The organism is Rhodosalinus sp. K401 (genome assembly GCF_041365735.1).
GTDB lineage: Bacteria > Pseudomonadota > Alphaproteobacteria > Rhodobacterales > Rhodobacteraceae > Rhodosalinus.
Map to the genome: position 1 here is coordinate 146,355 of NZ_JBGFSI010000008.1, position 23,855 is coordinate 170,209.

At 64.6% G+C, this 23,855-nt stretch carries 24 protein-coding genes, 1 tRNA gene and 1 pseudogene; 14 read left to right on the top strand and 12 right to left on the bottom strand.

Annotated elements, in window-relative coordinates; translation table 11 throughout:
• The first annotated feature begins 71 nt into the window (after nt 1–71).
• Nucleotides 72–1,736, top strand: coding sequence for a magnesium-protoporphyrin IX monomethyl ester anaerobic oxidative cyclase (bchE, locus tag AB6A66_RS11105; RefSeq protein WP_371055944.1), 1,665 nt, complete (start codon nt 72–74; stop codon nt 1,734–1,736).
• Between the two features lie 4 nt (nt 1,737–1,740).
• On the top strand, nt 1,741–2,361 hold the full coding sequence (bchJ, locus tag AB6A66_RS11110) for a bacteriochlorophyll 4-vinyl reductase (RefSeq protein WP_371055945.1): 621 nt from the start codon (nt 1,741–1,743) through the stop codon (nt 2,359–2,361).
• Here bchJ and AB6A66_RS11115 read toward each other — a convergent pair.
• Nucleotides 2,345–3,562: a class I SAM-dependent methyltransferase gene (locus AB6A66_RS11115; RefSeq protein WP_371055946.1), complete on the bottom strand. Its 1,218-nt coding sequence runs from the start codon at nt 3,560–3,562 to the stop codon at nt 2,345–2,347. The two genes, bchJ and AB6A66_RS11115, sit on opposite strands and share 17 nt — an antisense overlap.
• A gap of 210 nt (nt 3,563–3,772) precedes the next feature.
• Between AB6A66_RS11115 and aspS the strand changes: the two genes are divergently transcribed.
• Nucleotides 3,773–5,548, top strand: a complete 1,776-nt coding sequence (aspS, locus tag AB6A66_RS11120; protein ID WP_371055947.1) for an aspartate--tRNA ligase — start codon at nt 3,773–3,775, stop codon at nt 5,546–5,548.
• Between the two features lie 19 nt (nt 5,549–5,567).
• Here the strand turns inward: aspS and AB6A66_RS11125 are convergent, their stop codons facing one another.
• Nucleotides 5,568–6,287, bottom strand: a complete 720-nt coding sequence (locus AB6A66_RS11125) for a response regulator (RefSeq protein WP_371055948.1) — start codon at nt 6,285–6,287, stop codon at nt 5,568–5,570.
• Nucleotides 6,288–6,437: 150 nt separating this feature from the next.
• Here AB6A66_RS11125 and mce point away from each other — a divergent pair, with 150 nt between their 5' ends.
• The gene (gene mce, locus AB6A66_RS11130; protein ID WP_371038900.1) at nt 6,438–6,842 is read left to right on the top strand and encodes a methylmalonyl-CoA epimerase; all 405 of its coding nucleotides are present in this window, start codon (nt 6,438–6,440) and stop codon (nt 6,840–6,842) included.
• 47 nt (nt 6,843–6,889) lie between these two features.
• The gene (locus AB6A66_RS11135; protein WP_371055949.1) at nt 6,890–7,183 is read left to right on the top strand and encodes a DUF1467 family protein; all 294 of its coding nucleotides are present in this window, start codon (nt 6,890–6,892) and stop codon (nt 7,181–7,183) included.
• On the opposite strand, the gene AB6A66_RS11140 is transcribed toward AB6A66_RS11135, so the two are convergent.
• From AB6A66_RS11140 to AB6A66_RS11150, 3 genes and pseudogenes are all read right to left on the bottom strand, one after another.
• Nucleotides 7,140–7,850 (bottom strand): EI24 domain-containing protein, encoded by a 711-nt coding sequence (locus AB6A66_RS11140; protein WP_371038902.1) that lies wholly within the window; start codon nt 7,848–7,850, stop codon nt 7,140–7,142. The two genes, AB6A66_RS11135 and AB6A66_RS11140, sit on opposite strands and share 44 nt — an antisense overlap.
• Nucleotides 7,835–7,963 (bottom strand): annotated as a pseudogene (locus tag AB6A66_RS11145) (nitroreductase); the annotation flags it as partial. The pseudogene AB6A66_RS11145 and the gene AB6A66_RS11140, both read right to left, overlap by 16 nt.
• A 117-nt stretch (nt 7,964–8,080) precedes the next feature.
• On the bottom strand, nt 8,081–8,659 hold the full coding sequence (locus AB6A66_RS11150) for a nitroreductase (protein WP_371038903.1): 579 nt from the start codon (nt 8,657–8,659) through the stop codon (nt 8,081–8,083).
• Between the two features lie 103 nt (nt 8,660–8,762).
• Here AB6A66_RS11150 and AB6A66_RS11155 point away from each other — a divergent pair, with 103 nt between their 5' ends.
• Entirely contained in the window at nt 8,763–9,017 is a 255-nt protein-coding gene (locus tag AB6A66_RS11155; protein WP_371055950.1) for a DUF167 domain-containing protein, read from the top strand.
• Between the two features lie 15 nt (nt 9,018–9,032).
• Here the strand turns inward: AB6A66_RS11155 and AB6A66_RS11160 are convergent, their stop codons facing one another.
• Nucleotides 9,033–9,269: a hypothetical protein gene (locus AB6A66_RS11160; RefSeq protein WP_371038905.1), complete on the bottom strand. Its 237-nt coding sequence runs from the start codon at nt 9,267–9,269 to the stop codon at nt 9,033–9,035.
• A 128-nt stretch (nt 9,270–9,397) separates the two neighbouring features.
• On the opposite strand from AB6A66_RS11160, the gene AB6A66_RS11165 reads away from it, so the two are divergent.
• The 4 genes from AB6A66_RS11165 to AB6A66_RS11180 all read left to right on the top strand — a co-directional run bounded on the left by AB6A66_RS11165 (nt 9,398) and on the right by AB6A66_RS11180 (nt 11,028).
• A complete protein-coding gene (locus AB6A66_RS11165) occupies nt 9,398–10,123 on the top strand; it encodes a M48 family metallopeptidase (RefSeq protein WP_371055951.1) in 726 nt (241 codons plus the stop codon).
• Between the two features lie 92 nt (nt 10,124–10,215).
• On the top strand, nt 10,216–10,473 hold the full coding sequence (locus tag AB6A66_RS11170) for a DUF6455 family protein (RefSeq protein WP_371038907.1): 258 nt from the start codon (nt 10,216–10,218) through the stop codon (nt 10,471–10,473).
• Between the two features lie 10 nt (nt 10,474–10,483).
• A complete protein-coding gene (locus AB6A66_RS11175; protein ID WP_371055952.1) occupies nt 10,484–10,774 on the top strand; it encodes a DUF6455 family protein in 291 nt (96 codons plus the stop codon).
• Nucleotides 10,771–11,028 carry a DUF6455 family protein gene (locus tag AB6A66_RS11180; RefSeq protein WP_371038909.1) on the top strand — a complete coding sequence of 86 codons (258 nt, stop codon included), beginning with the start codon at nt 10,771–10,773 and terminating at the stop codon, nt 11,026–11,028. The genes AB6A66_RS11175 and AB6A66_RS11180 overlap by 4 nt, the downstream gene beginning before the upstream one ends.
• A gap of 10 nt (nt 11,029–11,038) precedes the next feature.
• On the opposite strand, the gene AB6A66_RS11185 is transcribed toward AB6A66_RS11180, so the two are convergent.
• Complete coding sequence (locus AB6A66_RS11185) at nt 11,039–12,022, bottom strand: complex I NDUFA9 subunit family protein (RefSeq protein WP_371055966.1); 984 nt, start codon at nt 12,020–12,022, stop codon at nt 11,039–11,041.
• Nucleotides 12,023–12,155: 133 nt separating this feature from the next.
• Here AB6A66_RS11185 and AB6A66_RS11190 point away from each other — a divergent pair.
• Nucleotides 12,156–12,242 (top strand) — tRNA-Leu (locus tag AB6A66_RS11190).
• Nucleotides 12,243–12,320: 78 nt separating this feature from the next.
• On the top strand, nt 12,321–13,682 hold the full coding sequence (locus AB6A66_RS11195) for a DUF6538 domain-containing protein (RefSeq protein ID WP_371055953.1): 1,362 nt from the start codon (nt 12,321–12,323) through the stop codon (nt 13,680–13,682).
• A gap of 213 nt (nt 13,683–13,895) precedes the next feature.
• Here the strand turns inward: AB6A66_RS11195 and AB6A66_RS11200 are convergent, their stop codons facing one another.
• Nucleotides 13,896–15,449 carry an RNA-directed DNA polymerase gene (locus AB6A66_RS11200; RefSeq protein WP_371055954.1) on the bottom strand — a complete coding sequence of 518 codons (1,554 nt, stop codon included), beginning with the start codon at nt 15,447–15,449 and terminating at the stop codon, nt 13,896–13,898.
• A 69-nt stretch (nt 15,450–15,518) separates the two neighbouring features.
• On the opposite strand from AB6A66_RS11200, the gene AB6A66_RS11205 reads away from it, so the two are divergent.
• The gene (locus AB6A66_RS11205) at nt 15,519–15,701 is read left to right on the top strand and encodes a hypothetical protein (protein WP_371055955.1); all 183 of its coding nucleotides are present in this window, start codon (nt 15,519–15,521) and stop codon (nt 15,699–15,701) included.
• A gap of 208 nt (nt 15,702–15,909) precedes the next feature.
• Here AB6A66_RS11205 and AB6A66_RS11210 read toward each other — a convergent pair whose 3' ends face one another.
• Nucleotides 15,910–16,479, bottom strand: a complete 570-nt coding sequence (locus AB6A66_RS11210) for a recombinase family protein (protein ID WP_371055956.1) — start codon at nt 16,477–16,479, stop codon at nt 15,910–15,912.
• Between the two features lie 361 nt (nt 16,480–16,840).
• On the opposite strand from AB6A66_RS11210, the gene AB6A66_RS11215 reads away from it, so the two are divergent.
• Entirely contained in the window at nt 16,841–18,319 is a 1,479-nt protein-coding gene (locus AB6A66_RS11215) for a hypothetical protein (RefSeq protein ID WP_371055957.1), read from the top strand.
• Nucleotides 18,320–18,597: 278 nt separating this feature from the next.
• Here the strand turns inward: AB6A66_RS11215 and AB6A66_RS11220 are convergent, their stop codons facing one another.
• The 3 genes from AB6A66_RS11220 to AB6A66_RS11230 are packed head-to-tail and all read right to left on the bottom strand — an operon-like array spanning nt 18,598 to nt 23,576.
• Nucleotides 18,598–19,791 (bottom strand): restriction endonuclease subunit S, encoded by a 1,194-nt coding sequence (locus tag AB6A66_RS11220; RefSeq protein WP_371055958.1) that lies wholly within the window; start codon nt 19,789–19,791, stop codon nt 18,598–18,600.
• Entirely contained in the window at nt 19,788–21,416 is a 1,629-nt protein-coding gene (locus tag AB6A66_RS11225) for a class I SAM-dependent DNA methyltransferase (RefSeq protein ID WP_371055959.1), read from the bottom strand. Before AB6A66_RS11225 ends, AB6A66_RS11220 begins: the two co-directional genes overlap by 4 nt.
• 18 nt (nt 21,417–21,434) lie before the next feature.
• Complete coding sequence (locus AB6A66_RS11230; protein WP_371055960.1) at nt 21,435–23,576, bottom strand: DEAD/DEAH box helicase family protein; 2,142 nt, start codon at nt 23,574–23,576, stop codon at nt 21,435–21,437.
• Nucleotides 23,577–23,855 lie beyond the last annotated feature (279 nt).

A 23,855-nucleotide genomic window follows, 5' to 3' on the forward strand; every position in this document is an offset into this window, starting at 1 on the left:
CTGCGGGCTTGATCTGTGTCAATCAAACTTGACATTAGATCTGTCAGATTTTCCCAAAAGGGAGACTCGCCATGCGCATTCTGTTCGTCCACCCCAACTACCGCTCCGGCGGGGCCGAGATCGCCGGAACCTGGCCCCCTGCCTGGGTCGCCTACCTGACCGGGCATCTGCGGCAGGCCGGTTTCGACGATATCCATTTCATCGACGCGATGACCGACAACATCGCCGACGAGGATCTGGCCGGCCGCATCGAGGCGCTGCAGCCCGACGTGGTGGGGGTGACGGCGATCACCCCGTCGATCTACCGCGCCGAGGAAGTGCTGCGCATCGCACAGGAGCGTGTGCCCGGCGCGGTGCGCGTCCTCGGCGGGGTCCACGCCACGTTCATGTACAAGCAGGTCCTGTCGGAAGCGCCCTGGGTCGACGTGATCGTGCGCGGCGAGGGCGAGGAGATCCTGACCGAGCTGATGCTCGCGGTGCAGGACGGGCGCTGGCCCGCCGACCGCTACCGCATCAAGGGCCTGGCGTTCCGTGACGGCGAGCAGATCGTGGCGAACGAGGCCGCGAGCACCGTGAAGGACCTGGAGGCGATCAAGCCCGACTGGACCGTTCTGGAGTGGGAGAAATACATCTACATCCCGCTGAACACCCGCGTGGCGATTCCCAACATGGCGCGCGGCTGCCCGTTCACCTGCTCCTTCTGCTCGCAGTGGAAGTTCTGGCGCGACTACCGCGTGCGCGAGCCCAAGGCCGTCGTGGACGAGATCGAGGATCTGGTGGAAAACCACGGCGTCGGTTTCTTCATCCTCGCGGACGAGGAGCCCACCATAAACCGCAAGAAGTTCATCGAGTTCTGCCAGGAACTGATCGACCGCGACCTGCCGCGCCGCGTGCAGTGGGGCATCAACACGCGCGTCACCGACATCTACCGCGACCGGGAGCTGCTGAAATTCTACCGCAAGGCGGGGCTGGTGCATGTCAGCCTCGGCACGGAGGCCGCCGCGCAGATGAAGCTCGACCAGTTCAACAAGGAAACCAAGGTCGACGAGAACAAGACCGCCATCCGCCTGCTGCGCGAGGCCGACATCCTCGTCGAGGCGCAGTTCATCGTCGGCCTCGACAACGAGACCCGGGAGACGCTGGAAGAGACCTACCAGATGGCGTGGGACTGGCAGCCGGACCTGGCGAACTGGGCGATGTACACGCCATGGCCGTTCACGCCGCTCTTCCAGGAACTCAAGGATCAGGTCGAGATCTTCGATTTCTCGAAATACAACTTCGTCACCCCGATCATGAAGCCCGCCGCGATGGAGCGGGGCGAGCTGCTGGACGGCGTGATGAACAACTATCGCCGCTTCTACATGAAGAAGGCGCTCTTCCATTACCCCTGGCGGGGCACGGGCTACCGGCGGCGCTACCTGCTGGGGTGCCTCAAGGCCTTCCTGAAGGCGGGCTTCAACCGGACCTTCTACGACCTGGGCAAGGCCGGCTACTGGGGACCGCAATCGAAGGACAAGGTGGATTTCAACTTCGACGAGACCCGCCAGATCGCCGAGGCGCAGATGGACGACTGGGAAGCGGCCGCCGACCGCGCCGCGCGCGCGAAAGAGCGGCGAGAGGCGGTGCGCGCCCAGATGAAGGAGCGTGGCGCGGAACGCCGGGAAGGCTTCAAGATGCCGAACGGGGCCGAGGTGCGCGCCTGCGGCGGCTCCGACCAGCAGATGGAGAATGTCTGAGGCCATGGCGCCTTTCGACGGCACCTCCGCCGCGGGCGGCACGGCCGCCCGCATCGGCCCGAACGCGCTGCTGCAGCTCGATCCGCTGCTGCGCGAGGCGGGGCTCGACCGGTCCGTCTACGCCGCGGCGGGGATTGAGGCGATGCCCGACGGCACCGGGATGATCGACGAGCGGCCCGTGGCACGCGTGCACCAGGAGCTGCGGCGGATCGCACCCGGCCGCGCGCCCGACCTCGCCCATGCGGCGGGCGTGGGCACCGGGCGCTACATCCTCGCGCATCGCATCCCCCGCGCGGCACAACGTCTTCTGAGGATGCTGCCCGCGCCACTCGCCGCCCGCCTACTCGCCCGCGCGATCGCCGCGAATGCCTGGACCTTCGCCGGTTCGGGTCGGTTCTCGGTGAAAACGCCTTTCTGTTTCGAAATCGCCGACAATCCGGTCGTGCGTGGCGAAACGGCGCCACGCCCCGTCTGCGACTGGCACTCGGGCGTCTTCACCACGCTTTACGCCGCGCTGGTGCATCCCGACATGCGCTGCACGGAGACGGCGTGCTGCGCCGCGGGCGCGCCCGCCTGCCGGTTCGAGATCGCCCGCCCGTCGCGCGCGGTCACTCGCCGGCCTTGAGCTGCCTCACTGGGGGGTGCGGCGTGTAGAGATAGGCACGCGAGGCGGGAACCATGGTCTGGTCATGGGCGAGTTGAAGCTGGAACACGCCCTGCCGCGTCTCGTCGAATGTCACCTCGCAGGCCGTGAGGTAGTAGCGCCACATGCGCACGAAACGCTCGTCGTTGAGCCGGCGCACCGCGTCGAGATTGGCCTCGAACCGGTGCCGCCATTCGCGCAGCGTCCGGGCGTAATGGTAATGGCCGGCAAGGACTTCCAGATCGGTGATCCAGAGTTCCGACGCCTCGACCGGAACCGCGAGCTCGGAGAGCGATGGCACGTAGCCGCCGGGGAAGATGTACTTGCTGAGCCAGGCGGACTGCGTGGTCGGCGGCGACACCCGGCCGATCGTGTGGATGAGCGCCACGCCGTCCGGGGCGAGCAGGTCGCGCACCTTGTCGAAATAGACGGGCAGTTGCGGCAGGCCGACATGCTCCAGCATACCGACGCTGACGATGCGGTCGAAGCGCTCGTCGAGCTTGCGGTAATCGAGCAGCCGGAACTTGACGCGGTGCGAAAGCCCCGCGGCCTCGGCCCGCGCCCGGGCGCGCCCGAGCTGGTTTTCCGACAGCGTCACGCCCAGGACGCGCGCGCCGTAATCCCGCGCGAGCGTGAGCGCCATGCCGCCCCAGCCGCAGCCGATGTCGAGCACCCGGTCGTCGGGGCGGATCATCAGCTTTTCCGCGATATGCGCCTTCTTGGCAGCCTGCGCCTCTTCCAGCGTCATGTCCGGCCGGGCGAAATAGGCACAGCTGTATTGCCAGTCCTCGTCGAGGAAGAGACCGTAAAGATCGTCGGAAAGATCGTAGTGATGCGCAACGTTGCGCCGTGCCGAAAGCGGCGTGTTGCGCATGGCCCAGCGGCGCAGCGCGAAACGCAGGCCCCCGAGCGCCCGCGCGACGGGCGTGTAGCTCTGCCTGTTGTCGGCATTGCCGCGGTTGGAGACGAGGAGGCGCAGCAGTGGCTCGACCTGGTCGGTGGCGATCCCGATCGTGCCGTCCATGTAGCCCTCGCCCAGCGCCAGTTCCGGGTCTAGGCAGATCCGGCGATAGACCGCCTCTTCGGCGATGCGAACCTCTGCCGCGTAGCCTTCTCCGCCGGGACCGAACTCCGCGGCCTTGCCGTCCGGGCCGATCACCTTCAGCCGGCCCTTCCGGATCATGCGCCGCAACATTCCTTCAAAGCTGCTTCTCCACATCGTCCCCCACTTCCCGGAGGCGCCGCGGGCACCGCCGCCAAAGACTTTCCTGCACTCCCGGTCGCGCAGTATGCCACCGAGTACGGGAATCGCAAAATCCGCCCGCGCGCCCGCACCTTGACTTCGCCCGCCAAGCCCTGTTTCTCGGCGCGGAACCGCGGACCGGAGGCCGACATGCACCCTTATCGCAGCCACACCTGCGCCGAGCTCAGCACCAGCGACGTGGGCCAGACCGTGCGCCTTTCGGGATGGGTGCACCGCGTGCGCGACCACGGCGGCGTGCTTTTCATCGATCTACGCGACCACTACGGCATCACGCAGGTGCTGTGCGATCCCGACAGCGCGGTCTTCGCCGAGGTGGAGAAGGTGCGCTCGGAATGGTGCGTCCGCATCGACGGCGAGGTGAAGGCGCGCGATCCCTCGCTCATCAATCCCAAGATCCCCACCGGCGAGATCGAGGTCTACATCCGCGACATCGAGGTGCTGGGCGCCGCCGCGGAATTGCCGCTGATGGTGTTCGGAGACCAGGAATACCCCGAGGAGACGCGCCTTCGGTATCGCTACCTCGATCTGCGGCGCGAGGAGATGCAGCGCAACATGACGCTTCGGTCGGACGTGGTCGCCTCGATTCGCCGCCGGATGTGGGACATCGGCTTTCGGGAGTACCAGACGCCGATCATCACCGCCTCCTCGCCCGAGGGCGCGCGCGACTTCCTCGTGCCGTCGCGCCTGCATCCGGGGCGGTTCTACGCGCTGCCGCAGGCGCCGCAGCAGTTCAAGCAGCTGCTGATGGTCTCGGGCTTCGACAAGTACTTCCAGATCGCGCCCTGCTTCCGCGACGAGGATCCCCGCGCCGACCGCTCGCCCACCGATTTCTACCAGCTCGACATGGAAATGAGCTTCGTCACCCAGCAGGACGTTTTCGACACGATCCAGCCAGTGATCGAGGGCGTGTTCGAGGAGTTCGGCGGCGGCCGCAAGGTCGACAAGGTCTGGCCGCAGATCAGCTTCGCTGACGCGATGCTGCATTACGGAACCGACAAGCCCGATCTGCGCAACCCGATCAAGATGCAGACCGTGTCGGAGCATTTCCGCGGCTCGGGCTTCGCGATCTTCGCCTCGCTGCTGGAGCAGGAGGGCACCGAGATCCGCGCCATCCCCGCACCGGGCGGCGGCTCGCGCAAGTTCTGCGACCGGATGAACAAGTTCGCGCAGGAGCAGGGGCTGCCGGGGATGGGCTACATCTTCTGGCGCGACGGCGAGGACGGGGTGGAAGCCGCCGGGCCGCTGGCCAAGAACATCGGCCCGGAGCGGACCGAGGCGATCCGCCGGCAGCTCGGCCTCGGCAAGGGCGACGCCGCCTTCTTCCTCGGCGGGCGGCCGAAGGAGTTCCAGACCGTCGCCGCGCGGGCGCGCGACGTGATCGGCCGGGAGTTGAACCATCTCGACGAGAACCGCTTCGCCTTCGCCTGGATCGTGGATTTCCCGATCTTCGAGAAGGACGCGGAGACGGGCGAGATCGACTTCGAGCACAACCCCTTCTCGATGCCGCAGGGTGGGATCGACGCGCTTGACGGCGACCCGCTGGCGGTGAAGGGGTTCCAGTACGATCTCGCCTGCAACGGCTACGAGCTGGTCTCGGGGGCGATCCGGAACCACCGGCTGGACGTGATGCTGAAGACCTTCGCCATCGCGGGCTACAGCGAGGCGGAGGTGCGCCGCCGCTTCGGCGGGCTTGCGACCGCCTTCCAGTACGGCGCCCCGCCGCATGGGGGCTGTGCTGCCGGGATCGACCGGATCGTGATGCTGCTCGCCGACGAGCTCAACATCCGCGAGGTGATCCCCTTCCCGATGAACCAGCGGGCCGAGGACCTGATGATGGGCGCGCCGTCCCAGCCGTCGCCGGAACAGATGATGGAACTCTCCCTGCGCGTGGTGGAGCGGGACTGACGCGCCCCGCGGGCGGCGATCACATCGCCGCCCGTTCCGATAGCCGCTCCTGCAAAAGCCCCGTGACATGCGCCAGCGCACTGCGCACGGCGCGCCCCTCGGCGCGGGCGGCCGCGAGGGCCCTCGCGGCCTCGGCCAGAGGCGCATCCTCCGCGATCCGGGCCACCCCGCCCAGGAACTGCGCGACGTAGTCGAGCCCGGCCGGCCCCGTCTTGCCGGACAGGACCCTGGCGGCATGCTCGAGGTCGTCGTGGTAGGCGATCGGGTCGGGCCGGGGCATGGCCCCGATCGCGGCGCGCCCGGGCGCCGGTACCTCGACGCTGTCCGGCAGGCGGCTGAGCACCGCGCGCTGGAAGGCGGCGAGCCCCGGCAAGGGCTTCGGCAGGAACCCGTGGGCACCGGCGGCGAGCGCCGCGCCTTCGGCGCAGGGGTCGCCGCTCAGCCCCAGTATGACCTGGGCCGCCGCCGTGGCGCGCGCGGCCTCGGCCAGGAGCTGGGCGCCCGACCCGTCGGGCAGCCCCATGTCCACCAGCAGCACGCTGGGCCGGTAGACGGCGAGATGCCGCCGCGCGGCGGCAAGACTGTCGGCGCGGCGAATGCGCGCGCCGGACCGCAGGCACAGAAGGCGCAACGCCTCGCTCGCGAAGCGGCTGTCCTCCACGGCGAGGACGGTCAGCCCGGCAAGCGGGCCCGCGCCGGCGGGGCGGCGAAGCGGGATGATGCGGTCGTGTTCGTCCATTGGCGGTCTCCTCTCACGCGGTGTGCTGGCCGAGTCGGAGCATTGGCCCCGCGTGGTGAAGGAGGGGTTAAGCGCCGCGGCTTCCCCTTGCGGCCGCGGTGCTTCCTGTCCCATATGATGGCAACGCGCGAAACAGGAAGGCCCCGTCCCATGATCGGACGTCTGAACCACGTCGCCATCGCCGTGCCCGACCTCGAGGCGGCCGCCGCGCAGTATCGCGGCGCGCTGGGCGCCCGGGTGGGTGCCCCGCAGGACGAGCCGGACCACGGCGTCACGGTCGTCTTCATCGAGCTTCCCAACACCAAGATCGAACTCCTGTACCCGCTGGGCGAGGAGAGCCCGATCAAGGGCTTTCTCGAAAAGAACCCTGCCGGCGGCATCCACCACGTCTGCTACGAGGTGGAGGATATCCTCGCCGCCCGCGACAAGCTGCGCGAGAGCGGCGCGCGCGTTCTCGGCTCGGGCGAGCCGAAGATCGGCGCGCATGGCAAGCCCGTGCTCTTCCTGCACCCCAAGGATTTCAACGGCTGCCTGATAGAACTCGAGGAAGTCTGAGCCCGGCAGCCGCGCCGCCGCCGGCGCAAGCCTGAAAGGATCCCCGCATGTCCATCGCCTCGGCGCTCGTGCTCTACGCCGTCATCTGGTTCATGACGTTGCTGGTCGCGCTGCCCATCCGGATCCAGACCCAGGGCGATCTCGGCAAGGTGACCGACGGCACGCATGCGAGCGCGCCCGAACATCATCACCTGGGCCGGAAGATCCGGATCGTCACGGTGGTCTCCCTGCTTCTCTGGGCGGTGATCGCGGGCATCATCCTGTCGGGATGGATCACGGTGCAGGACATCGACCTCTTCAACCGGATGCGTCCCCCTTCAGCCGGTGATACAGGTGCGTGAAGGTGGCTGCGCCGAGGATCGGCACGAAGAGGTTCAGCACCGGCACGACGAGCGGCAGCGCCATCAGCACGCCGGCCGCCCAGATCGTCGCCGCGTGACGCCGGCGTAGCCGCAACGCGCCCGCGCGCCCTTCGCGCCGCATCGCCGCCACGGTGAAGTATTCCCGCCCGAGCAGGTAGCCGTTCACGGCGATGAAGACGGGCGCACCCGCGACCGGCAGCACGAGGATCAAGAGAAGCGCCGCGGCGTTCGCGGCGATCAGGACGCCCATTGCGGCAAGACCGTCCCGCACGGCATCGGACACGGGCACGGCGGGCGCGGGCGGCAGGCCGGGGAAATGACGATCCTCCACGGCCTCGGCCACCTCTTCGAGGAACATGGACACGAAGGCCGACGCGACGGGCACCATCAGGAACACCGACAGCACGAGCATGAGCAGCAGGAACGCCCAGCTCAGCACGTTGTCCACCCAGCCGACCTCGCCCAGAAGCGGGAGGGTGACGGTATCGCCCACGAGCCAGCCCACCCCCCAGACGAGCACCGCGGTAACCGCCGCCAACAGCAGCGCCGTCAGCCCCAGCCCGCGCCAGAACACCGCGCGGAAGCGGCGGTCGCCGATCTGGCCCAGCGCCTTGAGGAAATCGCCCAGGATCACTCCGTCACCCATGTGACGATCGCGTCGAGGTCGGGCCGCGGGCGTTCCGGCGGCGCGGCGCTTTCGGTGCCGATATGGATGAAACCGGCCACCCGTTCGCCGTCCGCAAGGCCCAGCGCCGCGCGGCCGAANCGCGGTAACCGCCGCCAACAGCAGCGCCGTCAGCCCCAGCCCGCGCCAGAACACCGCGCGGAAGCGGCGGTCGCCGATCTGGCCCAGCGCCTTGAGGAAATCGCCCAGGATCACTCCGTCACCCATGTGACGATCGCGTCGAGGTCGGGCCGCGGGCGTTCCGGCGGCGCGGCGCTTTCGGTGCCGATATGGATGAAACCGGCCACCCGTTCGCCGTCCGCAAGGCCCAGCGCCGCGCGGCCGAAGGTCGGGTCGTGGGCGGGCCAACCGGACAGCCAGTTGGCGCCCCAGCCGGAGGCCAGCGCGGCATTGAGCAGCGACAGGCAGGCCGCGCCGGCCGAATAGGTCTGTTCGAGCGGCGGGATCTTCTCCGACGGCTTCTGCACCTCGATCACCGCCACCGCGAGCGGGCTGTCGGCGAATTGCCGGGCATCCTTGTCGGTGTCGGGGTCGGGCCGACCGAGCTCGGCGGCCCGTGCCCGCGCCGCGGCGGCCAGCCGGTCGAGCGCCCCGCGTTCCAGCACGACGAAGCGCCACGGCTCCAGCTTGCCGTGGTCGGGCACGCGCGCTGCCGCCTTCAGGATCGGCGCCAGCGCCGCGCGGTCGGGGGCGGGGGCGCCCAGCGTCTTGGCCGGGCGCGAGCGGCGGCTCAGCATGAATTCGAGAGCGGCGGGATTGGGCGCGGGCATGGTCTCTCCTTCGGTGATACCGACTATCTCGGCCGCGGCGAGGCGGGTTTCAAGCGGCGACGCGCTCTGGACGGGTGGTCGCGTCCCTTGGAAGGGACATGTCATGGCATTGCCGGACCTTACGCATCTCGCCCGGCCGGGCGCGCAGATCGCGCTGCGCGTGACGCCGCGCGCGGGGCGGGAGCGGCTCGTCGAAGAGGCGGGGCGCCTGCGCGCCTACGTCACCGCGCCGCCCGAAGGCGGCCGCGCGACGGCCGCGGCGCAGGCGCTTCTGGCCCGGGCCATGGGTGTCGCGAAGACGCGGCTGACCCTCGTGCGGGGCGCGCGCTCGCGCGAGAAGGTGTTCCGTCTGGACTGACGGCCAAGGCGCCGCTCAGCCGCCGTTGCGGCGCTTGTAGACGCCCTCGGGAAGCTCGATCGCCGCGGCGAGGTCGCGCATCTGCGACATGGAGAGCGTGATGCGGTTCACCCGGTCGGTCCGCGGGTCGTACTGCTCGACCGTCACGCATTCCTCGAAGCCGTGCACGATGACATCTTCCTGAAGCGGCACCTCGCCCTCGTCGACGAGGGTGACCACGGTGGCGTCGAATTCGTGCTCGATGCTGAACATGCCCGAAGCCTATCGGCGCGCGAGGCGGATGTGCAAGTTCATCGGCCGATCACGCCGAAATGTCTGGAACCGGGCCGCGGCGTGCCGATACTGGGACCGGTGTCGAAACGCGAGGTCACGGGAAAACGATGCTCGGCTCCGCCATCCGTTCCGCGCTTGCCCTTCTCGCCCTCGCCATCACGCTGGGCGGCTGCGCGCCGGTTCCCGTCCTGCAAACCCCGGATGCCCCGGCCGCGTCACCGTCCGAGGAGGCACGGGTCCGCGCCGACGCCGCCGTGCGCCGTTTCGTGGAGGTGGTGGACAGGGTGGAGCCTGTCGCGGAAGCGGAGTGCCGGGAGATCTCGCCGGCCCTCGACTGCGACTTCCGGATCGTGGTGGACGACCGCCCCGGGCTGCCGCCGAACGCGTTCCAGACGCGCGACCCGGCCGGGCGGCCGGTCGTGGCGCTCAACATTCCGCTGATCGCCACGGTGCGCAACGCCGACGAATTGGCCTTCGTGATCGGCCACGAGGCGGCGCACCATGTTCTGGGGCATATCGACCGCCAGCGCGAGAACGCGCGAGCCGGCGCGCTGGTTTTCGGAGAGATCGCGGCCCGCGGTGGCGCCGGGCTCGAGGCGGTGCGGTCGGCCCAGGAAGTCGGCGCGATCCTCGGGGCGCGGAGCTACTCCAAGGATTTCGAGCTGGAGGCCGACGCGCTCGGGACGGTGATCGCCGCGCGGGCGGGCTATGACCCGGTGCGCGGCGCGGCCTTCTTCACGCGCCTTCCCGATCCCGGCAACCGCTTCCTGGGCACGCATCCGCCCAACGCCGCGCGGATCGACCTCGTGCGCCGGGTCGCGGCAGGGCTCTGAGCCGGGGCGGGCCGGCGTGCTTGACCTGCATCAAGGCGCCCCCGGCGACGGGCAGGCACCCTCTTCCCGTAACGTCATGGAAGGAGGCCGCCATGCAGGGTCAGAAGACGCTCAAGCGCCACGCCAACCTCGTGGACCGGATGGCCACGACGCTGGGCATCGACCTCGAGGAGAAGGCGCTTCGAGGCGAGCTCGCCTTCAACGAGATCGCCGACTCGGTGCTTGCCTGCAGCGGGTGCACGAGTCCCGGCCGGTGCGAGGCCTGGCTCGACGAGCACGCCGCGGGCAGCGACGCGGCGCCGGAATATTGCCGCAACGCCGATCTTTTCGCCCGCCTCGGCGGACGCTGAGGCGCGGGTCATGCCGCGCCCTCTCGGCCCGCCCGGACGGCACTACTGGCTCTTGCAGCGCATGGCGCGCGTCACCGGCGCGGACACCGCCGCGGCGTGGGCCAGGGGGCGGCTTTCCGCGCCCGACTGGCGCGACATGGTGGACCGGTGCCGCGCCTGCGACAGGCCGGAGCGGTGCGGGCGCTGGCTCGATCTGCACGAGCGCGACAACGGTCCTGCGGTCGCGCCGCCGCGGGGATGCCGCAACAGCGAACGCCTTTCGAGGCTCTCGCAACCGGAAAAGGAGGCCACTCAGCCATGAACGCGATCGGAACCCCGGAGCGCCATTTCTGGATCACGCGCAGCGTGGCGCGGGCGATGGGCATCAGCCTGTCCGACGCGCTCGCCGCCGAACGGCTCACGCCGCAGGTCTATGCCCGGATGGTCGAAAACTGTGCCGCCTGTCCTCAGGCGCGGGCCTGCCAGGAATGGCTGGGCAGGCAAAGCATTGGTCATGCGCCGGCCCCGCTGACGGGGTGCCGGAACTACGGGGCGATGATCGCGCTGAAGGCGTGACCGGGGGCGGTCAGTCCCGCAGGTTGCGGGCCGAGTCCTTGATCGCGGTATACTGGCCCGAGGGCCGGAAGCGCCAAAGGTACTCGGGCAGCACCGCCTCCATCGACACAGGCGCGATGCCGAGCTCGGCAAAGCCGCGCGCTCCGTCCGCGACGATGTTGTCGCGGCCGAGCTGACGCACCTGGTCGCGGGTCAGTGTGCCATTGCGATAAAGCCGAAGAGTGGCGCGCTCCAGCCCGTCGAGGCCAGCCGCCATGATCCGCGCCACCCAGAATGGCACGCTGATCACCAGGCGGCGCCGCCGGATCACGCCCAGCATGAGTTGCATGAGTTCGCGGAACGTGTCGACGTCCGGGCCGCCCAGCTCGTAGATGCCGGGCTCGGCACGGCCGGTGACGCCCTCCACCGCCGCGGCCGCGACATCGTCGACATAGGCCGGCTGGAATCGGACATTCGCGCCGACGATCGGGATCGCCGGGCTGAACCGCGCCATGCCCGCGAACCGGTTGAAGAAGTCGTCCTCCGGGCCGAACAGGACCGAGGGCCGCAGGATCACCGCCTGCGGCATCGCCTCGAGCACCCGGCGCTCTCCTTCGGCCTTGCTGCGCGCGTAGAGACTGGGACCCTCGGGATCGGCGCCGATCGCCGAGATCTGGACCATGCGCGCCGCGCCGGCCTCCGCCGCGATCCGGGCGATTCGGCCCGCGCCCTCGGCCTGTACCGCGTCGAAGTTGTTCTTGCCGAACGAATCGAAGGTGCCCACGCAGTTGACGACCGCGTCCGCGCCCTGCGCGACGGCGGCGACGCTGGCGTCGTCACGGATATTGCAGAAAAGCGGCTCGACCTGTCCGACGACACCATAGGGGCGCACGAAATGCGCGTCGTTCGGATTCCGCACCGCGACGCGCACGCGCCAGCCTTCCTGGGCCATTCGCCGCGCGATGTAGCGCCCGAGGAATCCCGAGCCGCCGTAGATCGTGACGAGCTGCGCCATCATGGGCCTCCGCTACGCGTGTGACGCGCCTTCCTTACCGCCCGGCCGGGGGTGAAACAAGGCGGCCCGGCACCTCGTCGAATCGCCGTTGACAGGTCCCGGGGCCGGGGCTACACCGCCCCGCACGACACCTGCCCAGGTGGCGGAACTGGTAGACGCGCTAGCTTCAGGTGCTAGTGCCCGTACGGGCGTGGAGGTTCGAGTCCTCTCCTGGGCACCATAATCCCGAACGAAATCAATGATTTCCGGGGGTTGCACGTCGGATCACTACACATTCGCTACACAGATGCGGAGTGCGGTGATCGTGCAACTCGTTGTGAACATGGAATACTTGGCGCAGGATTCGAAGTCTGGACGCTACAGATACAGGCGTCGCGTCCCCGGTGAACTCATCAAGCTGATTGGCAAGCGCGAGTTCTCAATCTCGCTGAAGACCACGGACCAACGGCTGGCCTTGGAGCGGTACGACCGTGTACATCGCGAGGTCGAGTCGGAGATCGAGGCAGCTCGGGCCATCGATCCAGCCGATGCCGATCACAGGGCAACACTGCGGACGCTCAGAAAGCACGATCTGGTCGCACCGACCCTGAAGTCGCTCGCGCCAGTGACATTCCAGGCTGATCCCGAGACGTTCAAGAAGTTCACCGATGCGGCCCTTCGCGCACCCGATCACGAGTTCGACCGGATCGTCGAAGCCAAGTTCTTCGGAGTACAGGAGCCGCCTCTGCGCCTCTCCAAAGCCACACAAGCCTATCTCGACGAACACCGCGATGGCGACAACGAGAACGACCTGCGCAAACAGACGAAGCTCGTTGTCGATCTTGTCAGGGAAGTGACCAAGGAGTCGGACCCGCTCGTCGAGGCCATCGACATCGATGTTGCCTATGCTTTTCGCGACGCCATGCGGGCCAAGGGATCAGCTCGTGGCACCATCAAGCGCCGGATCAACACCATCCGTGCGCTTCTGAACTTCGCCAAGCAGCGGTTTCAGCTAACGGCCTATGTGAACCCTTTCAGCGGACTCGACGTCCCCAAGACTGCATCGGATCGCCGCGCGAAGGACAGTCGGCTGCCCCTTACGGTCGAAGAGATCAAGCGGTGCAATCCGTTCGTGATGGCGAAGAACGCCGACATCGCCGACCTCTGGACCATGATGATGTTCACCGGGGCGAGACCTCGGGAGCTTCTCGGTTTGGAATGGCAGGACGTCGATCTCGACCACGATGTTCCGCATATCATCATCCGTCCCAACGGGATCAGAGGGGTCAAGACGGATACCTCTGTTCGGAAGGTCCCCTTGGTCGGCAAGGCGCTAGAAGTCGCCCGCGCTCGGGCCAAGCAAGGGGAGAAGCAGGTTAATGGAGCGATGCCAGTCTTCCCCCGGTATGCATCCACAAGCGGGTACAACACCGCCTCAAACCTCATGACGAAAGCGATGAAGCAAGCGGGCGTTTGGGAACGCATCACGAAAGTCCCGTATTCCCTCCGGCACTCGCACAAGGATTGGATGCGGAGGGTCGCACCCGAGTACTGGGTCAACCTGATCCACGGACACGCTCAAGGCGGCATCGCTGCCAACTATGGTGGGGACGATATGCTCGATCAGCTGGCGCGTTACATGGAACAAGCATGTCGAACAGCTGGAGTTTCGTCGCTATGACGCCAACTGTCGTACCTCGTCACAGAAGCCCTTCGTCTCCGCCACCCAACCAAAATCTCAAAAAATATTTGAAAAACAACATATTAGTGGCAATCTCTTGCGGCGGTCACCACACGTTGTCACCACACGTTCAACGTAGATTTCGTCGGGCTGGGTTCTTCCATGCTGGGAACGAAGTGCGTTGAGGCGGTCCTGTCCACGGCAGAACAAGTATCAAAGACCCCACAAGCGATAGAAGGGATCGGAACGAAGTGCTGGCTGTGCCGCAACGATCTTTTTCGTTTCTGCAGTAAAACTAGAGTTCAGGGAAAGCGACTTTATGATAAGAGCCTTCGGGTGGATGATCCCTTGCGCGTAGCTGTCATTTGGAGCGGTTGCATACTTGAGGAGTCGTAAGGCCCTCGATCTGTCAGTTTGAAGTTGCATGTGGAAGCCGTACACTTCCAAGGCGCTTCGATTGTCGGCCTTCTGAAGAAGCGTAAAGAACGTGTGAGATGTTGCCGCGCCTGAGCCGCAGATCGGTGTAAGTCCTCCCACCGTACGGCCCAGCCAAAAGCTGTCCTTCCATCGGTCAAACGTGCGGCTGACTAGGTCGGTCAACTCTGTTGCATCGAGGAACTTCGATCCGATGATGAGCGCAGCATAAGTTGCGTACTCGGTCTTCATAGCCTCGAAAAAATGAATAAGCTGACGGATTTCTCGCTTGAGTCTCGTGTCTGCTCGAAATCTGGCATGGATGCAGAACTTCGCGGTCAAAATGACACTGAAGTCGTCAAGAAACACCTGGTCCTCGAACATCTTCCTTATTTGGTAGAGTTCGGCGTTGGGGTGGTTCTGACGCGAAAGGCTCGTGAAGGCAGTCAGGCGCAGCGAAGGGTGTAGCTTGATGAGTGTAATGAGGTCGACGGACGGGATCTCGTAGCCAACGACACCACCCACTTTCGCCAAGTATTTGAAGATCTTGTCGCCGTTGCCGCGAGTGAAACGCGAGTTGCGAAAGTCCTTTCCGCGCCAATAAAGATACGCCTTGGCCAAGGCACGCCGAACGGGAGCATGGGCCTTCACCCCACTTCTTGCGATTAACTCACTGCAGAAGTCGAGGAAGCGGTTCTCTCGTATACAGAAGTGGTCGTAGGCCTCGGCACGAGTGAGGATCTTGGTCTTGCTTGCGTTCAGTCGGAGTTGTCGGGACTGCAGGGTCAAATCAATGTCCCGAACAGTCTCCTTGGCCTTGGCGATTGTGTCCACACCCACATCGATGTCGTCCATGTATCGAACGTATTCTCCGAAGGCTTTTTCTTCCGCGACACGGTCAAGTTCGTAGAGCATCGCATTGGCCAATACCCTTGGAGCATTCGACTCCATCTGCGGCAAACCGACCTCAGATCTGGGCATGTAGTCCGGTGTCCAAGACATTTCGTTCAAGACGAAGATCAAAAGATCGAGCAACGGCTCGCGGACTTCGCAAATGGATGAGATGATATTGCGTAGATGCTTGAAGCTGATGAAGTCGTAGAAGTTCGCAACATCAGTGACGACTATGAAGTTCCGCTCCCTTGAGAAGGCAAAAATCGCTTGCTGAAAGTCCTTCCAAGGCTTGATGGAGGAATACTCGTCAACCCCAAAAGTCCGCTCTGGTCTCGCAAACCGCTGTTGGTCCGGCTCAAAGAAGGCACGTTTTGACGGTCGGTTCTCGACAAGCTCTTTCTTCAGTGAATTTGTCAAAGTCTCCAAGACGAGGAGGTCACGCGGCTCGCTCTGCGTCATCTGACGACAAAGTCCTCGCGATTTCTCTACAAGGTAGTGTGTGGGTTTCGCTGGTCTGTAGGAACCGTCGTGGACTTGAAGCTCGATGCTCTTGGCGATTTCGTCGATCTGAGCGTCGATGTCCTTGAACTCGACAACGTCCAAGAACAGCTGGCTCCTGAGCTGTCGCCCCAAGCTCTTCCAGCGCCTCTTGAGGACTGGCCGGGTGACGACCTTTTCGATCACAGATCGATTGTGGTGGAACTTCGGTGATCGCATTAATCGCCTGAACCGCGCATGAACCCTGTATCACCTTGAACCTAAATGCTTTTCAGAAACTCGCATAGTGAGATCCGATATACTCTGCGGGATTTACGAGAGCATTTCAGCAACTTCTTTCATGCGTGTCCCCCCCCGCACCCCCCTCTCAATCGCCATCTTCGTATTCGCGTTGTGATCAGCCACCAAATGCCACTCAGCCTCAAGCTGAGCTGGATGCGGTTTCTCCGAGTATCCGGTAGACTGATGCTCTTCCGATGCCGACCTCAGCGGCGATTTCTGTCGCCCCATGACCTAGTGCCTTCAGTCGATGAACTTCGTCTGCCTTCGCCCGAGCCGTAGGTGCGCGACCCTTGTACTTCCCAGCCGCCTTCGCCTTCGCGATCCCCTCCCGTTGACGCTCCAGCATGATCTCCCGCTCGAACTCCGCGACGCTGCCTAGGAGGTTCAGCATCAGCTTGCCCGTCGGCGTCGTCGTGTCGAGGTTCAGGTCAATGATCCTGAGGTGCGTTCCGCATTCGTCCAGGCGCTGCCTGATCTCCATCAGGTGCGCCATGGAGCGCGCCAGACGGTCGAGCTTGGTGACGACGAGGGTGTCGCCCTCCCGGACGTAGGACAGCGCCTCTTCGAGCTTCTCACGCGCTCTGACGTCCACTGAGGAGACTTGCTCCTCGAAGATCCGTTCACAGCCCTCGGTCTTCAACAGGCGGAGCTGGGCCTCCAATCCGGCGGTCTGATCGAGCGTCGAGGTCCTGGCATATCCTACAAACATCGGCTTCCCCTTTTTGTCTCACATGGGTCTTACACGTGCATGACCCACATGTCTCAAAAGGCATCGACCATTCCAATGAGTCACTCTGACTCACCCGCTGAGGCGTCTCGTTGGAGCAAGCTCCATTGAGACAACGAGATGCTGACGTTGGTTGCGGCGACCAGGTGAGACTGGGACCGCATCAACGAATAACCATTCGTATCCGATAGGACCTCAGCGGGCACGTGCACACCGGCGCGCGCCCCTGTTTTTTCGGAAAACGATCTCGGCGGGCTGGGGATTTTCGGTTCGTACCTCCCCGAGGTGCGCTGGGTCCGGCCCAAAGCAGAATGCCTCGGCAGTCAAACTGTGAGGTCCCCCGATGCTCGACACTATCACGTCCTGCGCACCTCTGTGCGCGGGCAGCACCGTTGTGCAGACCCCCGAAAAGGCGGATGTCTTCGTCACCGGCCAACACACTGCTGCCGACCAAGCCACCCGCGCGTTCGTTGTGCGACTTCTCGAAGACCTCGGCGTTCTGAAGGACGCTGAGCGGTTCCTGCCGTTGCGCCCGGACATCCCCAAGGGTGCCACTCGTATGTTCGCCAATGCAGAGAAACGGATCATCTTCATGTCCTCGTTCCTGCGCGCGGTCGAGCGTAACAAGACGTTCAGCATCCAGATGACACCGAACCCATGGACTGGCTCACCTTGCGGCTTTGAGGCCGCACGTGATGTCACCAATGCGCTCAAGAACACCGGCCAGATCGTCGTCGTCCGCAATGCGCAGAAGGGATGCAACGCCACCATCTACCGATGCTCGGACAACCTCGCTGCGCGCCTTGCGGCTCATCACGACCGGCTCGCATTCAAGCTCGCCCACAACGACATCGTTGAGGTTCGCGCGCCTAGGGGCGAGCACTTCGGACGACGGAAAAAGAAGGCGAGGATCCCGCTGGCCCAGTTCCCGCGCGATAAGATCCAGGATGAGCGGAACAGACTGCATCGACTGAATGCGTATCTGTCGCGGTATCCGCTTGTCGATGCAGCCGGTCGGCCCGTGGACACGACCTTGAAGCGGATCTTCGATGGCGATCTGGAGCATGGTGGCCGCTTGTATGGCGCTTATCAGATGCTGCGCGAACGAGATCGTCTCCGTTGCACGATTACGAGCGAGCCAGTGTGCGAGATCGACCTCAAGGCGTCGCACGTGTCCATCGCGGCAGCACTTCTTGGGCATCCAGAGCCACTGCCGAAGGATCCGTATTCGGCGATCCCCTGGGTCCGTACGGAGCGAGACCGGAAAGCCGCCAAGCTGCTCGTCCAACGCGTGATCCATGCCGGAGGCGGTCGTCCAACCCAGTTCCCGAAGCTGCGGAACGGAGCATCCTTCAGGAACACATACGGGTTCGAGGGCAAGCGGATAGGGGACCTTCTGCCCGGCATCTTCGAGATCATGCCGTTCCTGGATGGCTCCCCCAGCCTGACGATGACGCTGCAGTACCTCGAAGCCGAGATGCTGATCGACGCTCTCGAGCGACTTAGAGGATCAGACATCCCGGCGCTGCCGATCCACGACAGCCTTCTGGTCCGGGAGTCGGACCGGGATGCGGTGCTGGAAGTCGTGCAAGAGACCCTGAGATCATACCTGGGCATCCACGCTGCTTGGCTGGAGGTCGCCGCCGCAGGGGAAGACCCGTACCTCGTCGAACCACTTGCGTATCCCATGGACCAACCAAGAGCGGAGCCACCGAGGATTTCTCCGACGACAATCCCTGGGCTGCTTGGCCCAGATGCATCGCCAGGCGGGGATGACATATGGGAGGACGAGATGGTCCTCGACGAGGATGACGTCTGGTGAAGCCGATAGTCACGCGGGAGGGAAGATCACTGGCATTCGCTGTTGCCCTCCCGCGTGGCCGACCATTTCGGCCCCTTCAAGCAGGTCGCAGTGCTTTTACCCACTGTGACTCCTGTTTTTGGGAAGGTCCGGGTTCCCGTCCCCTTGGTGTATATAGAATAAGGGATTTGGCGAGGGGCCAATCGCGGGCCTCGTGACCTGCCCTTTCCGACCATGGTTCGTCGCTTCGGGTCGGGCTGGAAAGACCCGCCCAGCGCCGCTTGCAGGGTGACAAAGGATCAGGCCGTCAGAGCATCCCGCGCGTTGCCTTCGGGCTGGGCTTGGGGCGTGCCATCGGTGCCGAGCAGATTGTCGAGGAGGGATCGGGACAGATCGGCAGCGAGGCCGCTTGCTGCGTCCGCCAACCGCGACCGAACTGCTGCAGCCTGGACGAGCTTGGCGAATGCCTGTTGTGTCTCCAACGGCGGGACAGGAACAGTGATCGCCTGAACCTCCTTGGCGTTGATGTTCGCCTGGCCGATGGCACCACGCGCCATGTCGAAGAGCCTCGCCTTCACCGACGAGGTATTCATGAACGCCCAGATGTAGGTCGGGTCTGCCAACGCGGGATCGACGCGAAGTCGGATGAAGTACGACGCCGCAATCGCGGAGAACCGCCCGTCCCACATCCCGGTCTTTCCAACCAGCTCCTTGCTGTTCGTCCGATTGAACAGGAGGTCGCCCTTGGCCAGCAGGTACTTGTTGAGTTCAGCGTCTGGCAGTTCGACGTATTTCAGGTCGCTGCAATCAAGGTAACCGTCGTAGCTCACATTCCCCATTCGCAGCACCGGGATCGCATCGTCGGTTGCGTCGGCCTTCTTGCTGCTGCCATACTGTGCCATCTGCAGGAGATCACCCAGCGCGCTCGTCGGCCAGCCCATCGGGTTCTCGACAGGGTCGCCGAACATCTTGAGGAAGAGGGCGGGGATGAAGTCGCGTAGGTGGGCGGAGGCGCGGGCCTTCAGCCGCTCGATGCTCGCCGCCCGGTTCAGGATGTCCACGATCCGCCGCTGCTCCTCGATGGGCGGGAGGGGGATTTCGGTTTTCTCGAACTCTCCCTTCGTAACATGCTTCATCGTTGACCCGTGGGTTCGGTGTACGATGTCGTCCGTCACTTGTTTCAAGGCATAGAAAAGGAAATCTCGATCTACATCGTCACCATGGTTCACTTTGAAGATGTGCTGGTTGAGGAGCGCAGTTTCGCCTTTCCACACGAACGTCCCAAGCGTTGCGCTCCATGAATAGAGTAGGTCACCAGCCCTGACCGTATACTTGTCAGGAACAGCCCGCCGCGTCCTGTTGAATGCTGCATCTGGGTTGGTGAGGTTTTGTATCCGAATAATCGGCAACCCATCATCACCCCAGTCAGAAGGCTTGAAAGCAAAGCCGTTTTGGAAATCTGCCACAGAGCCGAGCGATACGTTTCTGGTCAACTTGCGGACTCCCGCACAGCATCTTTTAACTCCTCCAGCTCCTCCATGATCTCCCGCTCGACGGCCATCAGCTCGTCGAGGATCTCCAACGGGTCGCGGTGTTCGACCTGGGCGCGGCTCTGCGGGCGGTAGCGCCCTGCACTGAGGTTGAAGTCCGCCGCGCGAATAGCGTCGGTGTCGGCGAACCACCACTTGGCGGTCCACTCGGAACCCTCGTCGCGGCCCTGCCACTCCCGCAGCCGATCCTCCCGCTGCCCGAAGGCCTCGACCAGATCGGGCAGGTCGTCGGCCTCGATGGGCGTGTCGTGGTTGGCGTCGAGCTTGAAGCCGTCCGCATCGGCATGGAGGAACATCACGTTCCCGGTCGTGCCGCCCTTGCGGAAGATCAGGACGGATGTCTTGACCCCGGAATAGGGGTTGAAGACGCCACCGGGCAGGGACAGCACGGCCTCGACCCGGTTGTTCTCGACCAGTTGCCGCCGCAACTCCTTGTGCGCGCCGGTCGAGCCGAAGAGGACGCCCTCGGGGATGACGACGCCGCAGCGCCCGCCCTCCTTCAGGTGGTTCAGCATGTACTTGAGGAACAGGAGTTCGGTCTGCGTCGTGCTGCCGACACGCACGTCATCGACAATGCGGTCCTTGTCGAGACGGCCCGAGAATGGCGGGTTGGCGAGGACGACATCGAAGCCCTCGATGGGGATGCCCAGCTCCTGCTTCTGGGCGGTCTCCAGCGTTCGGGTCAGGGCATCGCGGCGCAGGATGCGGACCTTGTCGAGGCCGCGCAGGAACAGGTTCATGGTGGCGAGGCGCACCATCTGAGGGTCCACATCGTTCCCGAAGAACGTGCCTTCGGTCAGCTGGCGCTGGGCGTCGCGACTGAGCCGGTCGCCAAGGCCGCGCTTGATCTGCTTGCCGTCGACCTCGGCGCTCTCGATGGCGGCATCGGTCGAGTTGGCGAGGCGGATGTGTTCGTATGCCGCCACAAGGAACCCGGCGGTGCCAGCGGCGGGGTCGTAGATCGTTTCGCCCAGACGCGGATCGAGCATTTCGACGATAGTGCGGATGACGTGGCGCGGGGTGCGGAACTGGCCCAGCTCGCCCGCTTGCTTGATCTGGCGCAGCACATGCTCGAACAGGTCGCCCTTGGTGTCGCTGTCCATGCGATCAAGCTGCAGATCCTCGATCCGCGTGAGGACCTGGGCGAGGACGGTCGGCTCGTCGATCACGAGGCGCGCGCCGTCCATGAAGTTGGTCACGCCGTCCCGCGCGATGTCGCCGTAGAAGGCGAAGACCTCATCCCGGACCCATGAGACCAGACGCTCCCCGTTCAGCGCCTTGGCCCAGCTCGACCAACGGAGGCGTTCCTTGGGAACCTCCTCGATGCCGCGCTCGGGCGCGTTCAGCGGGTTGCGGAGCTTCCATGTCCCGTCGAAGGCGCTTGTGTAGGGATCGGACCCTGGACGTTTCGCGGCACGGACGCGGACGGCATCCATCGCCTCGAACATGAAGAAGAACATCAGGAAGCTGAGTTGTTCCGCATTTTGAGCGGGGTTGGGATACCCGCCGCCGTAAAGGTAATCGCGGATCTGGTCGATGCTGCGCCTGAGGTCGGGCGTGAGGGTCATGTCTGCTCTTTTCTTCTGTCAGGCCGTGGGCCGCACGGAGTCGTCATCGCTGGTACCGGCACGGGGCGGCACGGGGAAGACATCGACGTTGAGAGAGGCCAGCATCTCCTCCAGCGCCGTCTCGCCGCCGAAAACGCGGACGGCTTCGTTGTAGCCGCCCCACTTGTCGAAGGGATGTTCGTCGAAGTCGTATTCCCAGAAGCCTTCGGCATTCATCGCCTCGGTCTTCAGCGAGCTTTCGATCAGGCCCAGCCACCGCTCTTGCCGGACATCCCAAGGCCGCTTGGACATCCAAGCCTGAAACCGCATCCCGAGGGCGTTGGCGGCGGCTTCGTGTTCGTCGGTGCGAACGATCCGCCCGTTCTCGTCAAGCGTGACCCAATCGCGAGACGCGGGGTCGATGTGGTCGTGAACGTCGAGTTCCAGCAAGCGGCGCGGCTCACCGGGGCCGGTGCGGGGCTTGGCCTGGATCACGATCCCGCCGGGTATGTTCTCCTCGTCGTCCCCGTGAAAGTCGGTCACGCCCACGAAGTCGAACATGGTGAAGGCGGATTTGTGGATGTGCGGCGCTTGCCGCGTCCCCCGTCCGCGCATCTGCTGGTAGAGGATCGCGCTCTGGGTGAAGCGGGCCATGACGAGGTTGACCACCTCGGGGCAGTCGAACCCGGTGTCAAGCATGTTCACGCTGACAAGGATCTTGGGGAACTCCTCCTTCTTGAACCGCTTGATCTTGTCGCTCGCCCCCTCGGTCGGGCCGGACCCGACGTCGCTGACCACGAAGTCGGCATAGCGCGTCGTCGAGTGCGGCTTGAGGTCGGCGAAATGGCTGTCGAACATCGTCGCCAGCGTCTCGGCATGTTTCTTGGTGACGGCGAAGACGATGGTCTTGCCATGGTGCGGCGTCCGCTGGATGCCATCCGATCCCTTGAAGCCGTTCTCTAGGACCTCGCGGAACTCCCGCACGATGGCCCGGTTCCGCTCTGCGATGGTGAACTTACGTTCCAGCCCACGGGGATCGACGGTGATCGCCTCGGAGCCTTCGAAGAGTTCCTCGAATTCGGACTTGGTCTCTTCGTCCATGGCCGTCCAGTCCAGCTCGTCCCGCTTCACAGGGAACCCGCCGTCAGCCGCCGTTTTCACGGTCATGGCTTTGTAGATACGGTACGGGACCAGGTGGCCGTCTTCGATGGCCTCAGGAAGTGTGTAGCGGAAGGTCGGTTCGGTCACCTCGAAGAAGCGCAACGTGTCGCGGACGAACTGGGCGTCTTCCTCGTCTGGCATGTCATCGGGGTCTACAGTGCAGGGCGTAGCCGTCAGGCCGACCTTGATCCCGTCGAAGTGGCGCAGGACACCGCTATACTTCCCGTAGATCGACCGATGGCACTCATCGACGATGATCAGGTCGAAGTATCCTGAGGAAAGCTGATCGTACTCGTTGACCATGGTCTGCAGGGTCGCGACCGTGATCCGCTTCGCGTGATCGATCCCCCGCGCCCCCTTGAGGATGTAGGAGGGGTAGGCCGACAGGTGATCGACAAGGGCCTCCTCGGCCTGTCGCGCAAGCTCGATCCGGTCCACGAGAAAGAGGACCCGCGTGATCTGACTCGCCTCGAACAGCCGCTTGATGAAGGCGGCGGCGGTTCGCGTCTTGCCCGTTCCTGTCGCCATCTCAACGAGGAGCTTGCGCCTTCCGCGCTCGATCTCGGTGCAGAGGGTGTCGATGCATTCGAGTTGATATGGACGTCCTGCGATGGCCTTGTCGGTGTCCACGTCGCTGAGCTTGCGGCGTACCGACCTGACAGCGATGCGGCGTTCGAGGTCGCTCTGGGAAAACACCGTCGCCACCTTGCGGGCGTGGGCATCGACATGGCGGTCGAGGTGCCAGACCTCCTCACCATTGGCGAGGAAGACGAACGGCACGTCCAGCAGCTCGGCGTAGTGTCTGCCTTGGTCCTGCGCCGCTATGGGATCGACGGAGGTTCGCTTGGCTTCCAGCACGGCCATCGGACGCCCAGCGCGGTCACAGAGGACATAGTCGGCGCGGGTGCCGTCAGGAAGTCTGTACTCGTAGAGAACGCTCGTCCCGTCATCGAGTGACCACCCTTCATCTCGAAGGAGGGCGTCGATCTTGACGCGAGAGAATGCTTCGCTCTTCGCCACGATGAACGGGTTGCCTACTCAGTTTCCTTCCATGTCAGGCATCTGACTATATTGCCCTGACTTCATCAATGTACGAGTGGAGGCCGGTGTTGGTGGGGATCACCACACAACCACTACACACGACATTAGTTGACCAGACCGCAAGTCATTGATATTGCTTTTGTTGTGTAGTGGGTGAGTGCCTCTCCTGGGCACCATTATCGGCCGGATAATTGGCATGGTCGTCCTGAAATTCCCCGGATGCTTGTCCCCCGTATCGCAGACCGTCCCGGACGCTGC

Excerpts from the sequence above, each read along its gene's own strand:
- AB6A66_RS11135 (WP_371055949.1), top strand. The coding sequence starts at position 6,890 with ATGTCCATCGCCTCGGCGCTCGTGCTCTACGCCGTCATCTGGTTCATG.
- AB6A66_RS11170 (WP_371038907.1), top strand. The coding sequence starts at position 10,216 with ATGCAGGGTCAGAAGACGCTCAAGCGCCACGCCAACCTCGTGGACCGG.
- AB6A66_RS11200 (WP_371055954.1), bottom strand. The coding sequence starts at position 15,449 with ATGACGCAGAGCGAGCCGCGTGACCTCCTCGTCTTGGAGACTTTGACA.
- AB6A66_RS11125 (WP_371055948.1), bottom strand. The coding sequence starts at position 6,287 with ATGGACGAACACGACCGCATCATCCCGCTTCGCCGCCCCGCCGGCGCG.
- AB6A66_RS11140 (WP_371038902.1), bottom strand. The coding sequence starts at position 7,850 with ATGGGTGACGGAGTGATCCTGGGCGATTTCCTCAAGGCGCTGGGCCAG.
- AB6A66_RS11160 (WP_371038905.1), bottom strand. The coding sequence starts at position 9,269 with ATGTTCAGCATCGAGCACGAATTCGACGCCACCGTGGTCACCCTCGTC.
- AB6A66_RS11175 (WP_371055952.1), top strand. The coding sequence starts at position 10,484 with ATGCCGCGCCCTCTCGGCCCGCCCGGACGGCACTACTGGCTCTTGCAG.
- AB6A66_RS11215 (WP_371055957.1), top strand. The coding sequence starts at position 16,841 with ATGCTCGACACTATCACGTCCTGCGCACCTCTGTGCGCGGGCAGCACC.
- AB6A66_RS11225 (WP_371055959.1), bottom strand. The coding sequence starts at position 21,416 with ATGACCCTCACGCCCGACCTCAGGCGCAGCATCGACCAGATCCGCGAT.
- mce (WP_371038900.1), top strand. The coding sequence starts at position 6,438 with ATGATCGGACGTCTGAACCACGTCGCCATCGCCGTGCCCGACCTCGAG.
- aspS (WP_371055947.1), top strand. The coding sequence starts at position 3,773 with ATGCACCCTTATCGCAGCCACACCTGCGCCGAGCTCAGCACCAGCGAC.
- AB6A66_RS11155 (WP_371055950.1), top strand. The coding sequence starts at position 8,763 with ATGGCATTGCCGGACCTTACGCATCTCGCCCGGCCGGGCGCGCAGATC.
- AB6A66_RS11150 (WP_371038903.1), bottom strand. The coding sequence starts at position 8,659 with ATGCCCGCGCCCAATCCCGCCGCTCTCGAATTCATGCTGAGCCGCCGC.
- AB6A66_RS11115 (WP_371055946.1), bottom strand. The coding sequence starts at position 3,562 with ATGATCCGGAAGGGCCGGCTGAAGGTGATCGGCCCGGACGGCAAGGCC.
- bchJ (WP_371055945.1), top strand. The coding sequence starts at position 1,741 with ATGGCGCCTTTCGACGGCACCTCCGCCGCGGGCGGCACGGCCGCCCGC.
- AB6A66_RS11180 (WP_371038909.1), top strand. The coding sequence starts at position 10,771 with ATGAACGCGATCGGAACCCCGGAGCGCCATTTCTGGATCACGCGCAGC.
- bchE (WP_371055944.1), top strand. The coding sequence starts at position 72 with ATGCGCATTCTGTTCGTCCACCCCAACTACCGCTCCGGCGGGGCCGAG.
- AB6A66_RS11185 (WP_371055966.1), bottom strand. The coding sequence starts at position 12,022 with ATGGCGCAGCTCGTCACGATCTACGGCGGCTCGGGATTCCTCGGGCGC.
- AB6A66_RS11165 (WP_371055951.1), top strand. The coding sequence starts at position 9,398 with ATGCTCGGCTCCGCCATCCGTTCCGCGCTTGCCCTTCTCGCCCTCGCC.
- AB6A66_RS11210 (WP_371055956.1), bottom strand. The coding sequence starts at position 16,479 with ATGTTTGTAGGATATGCCAGGACCTCGACGCTCGATCAGACCGCCGGA.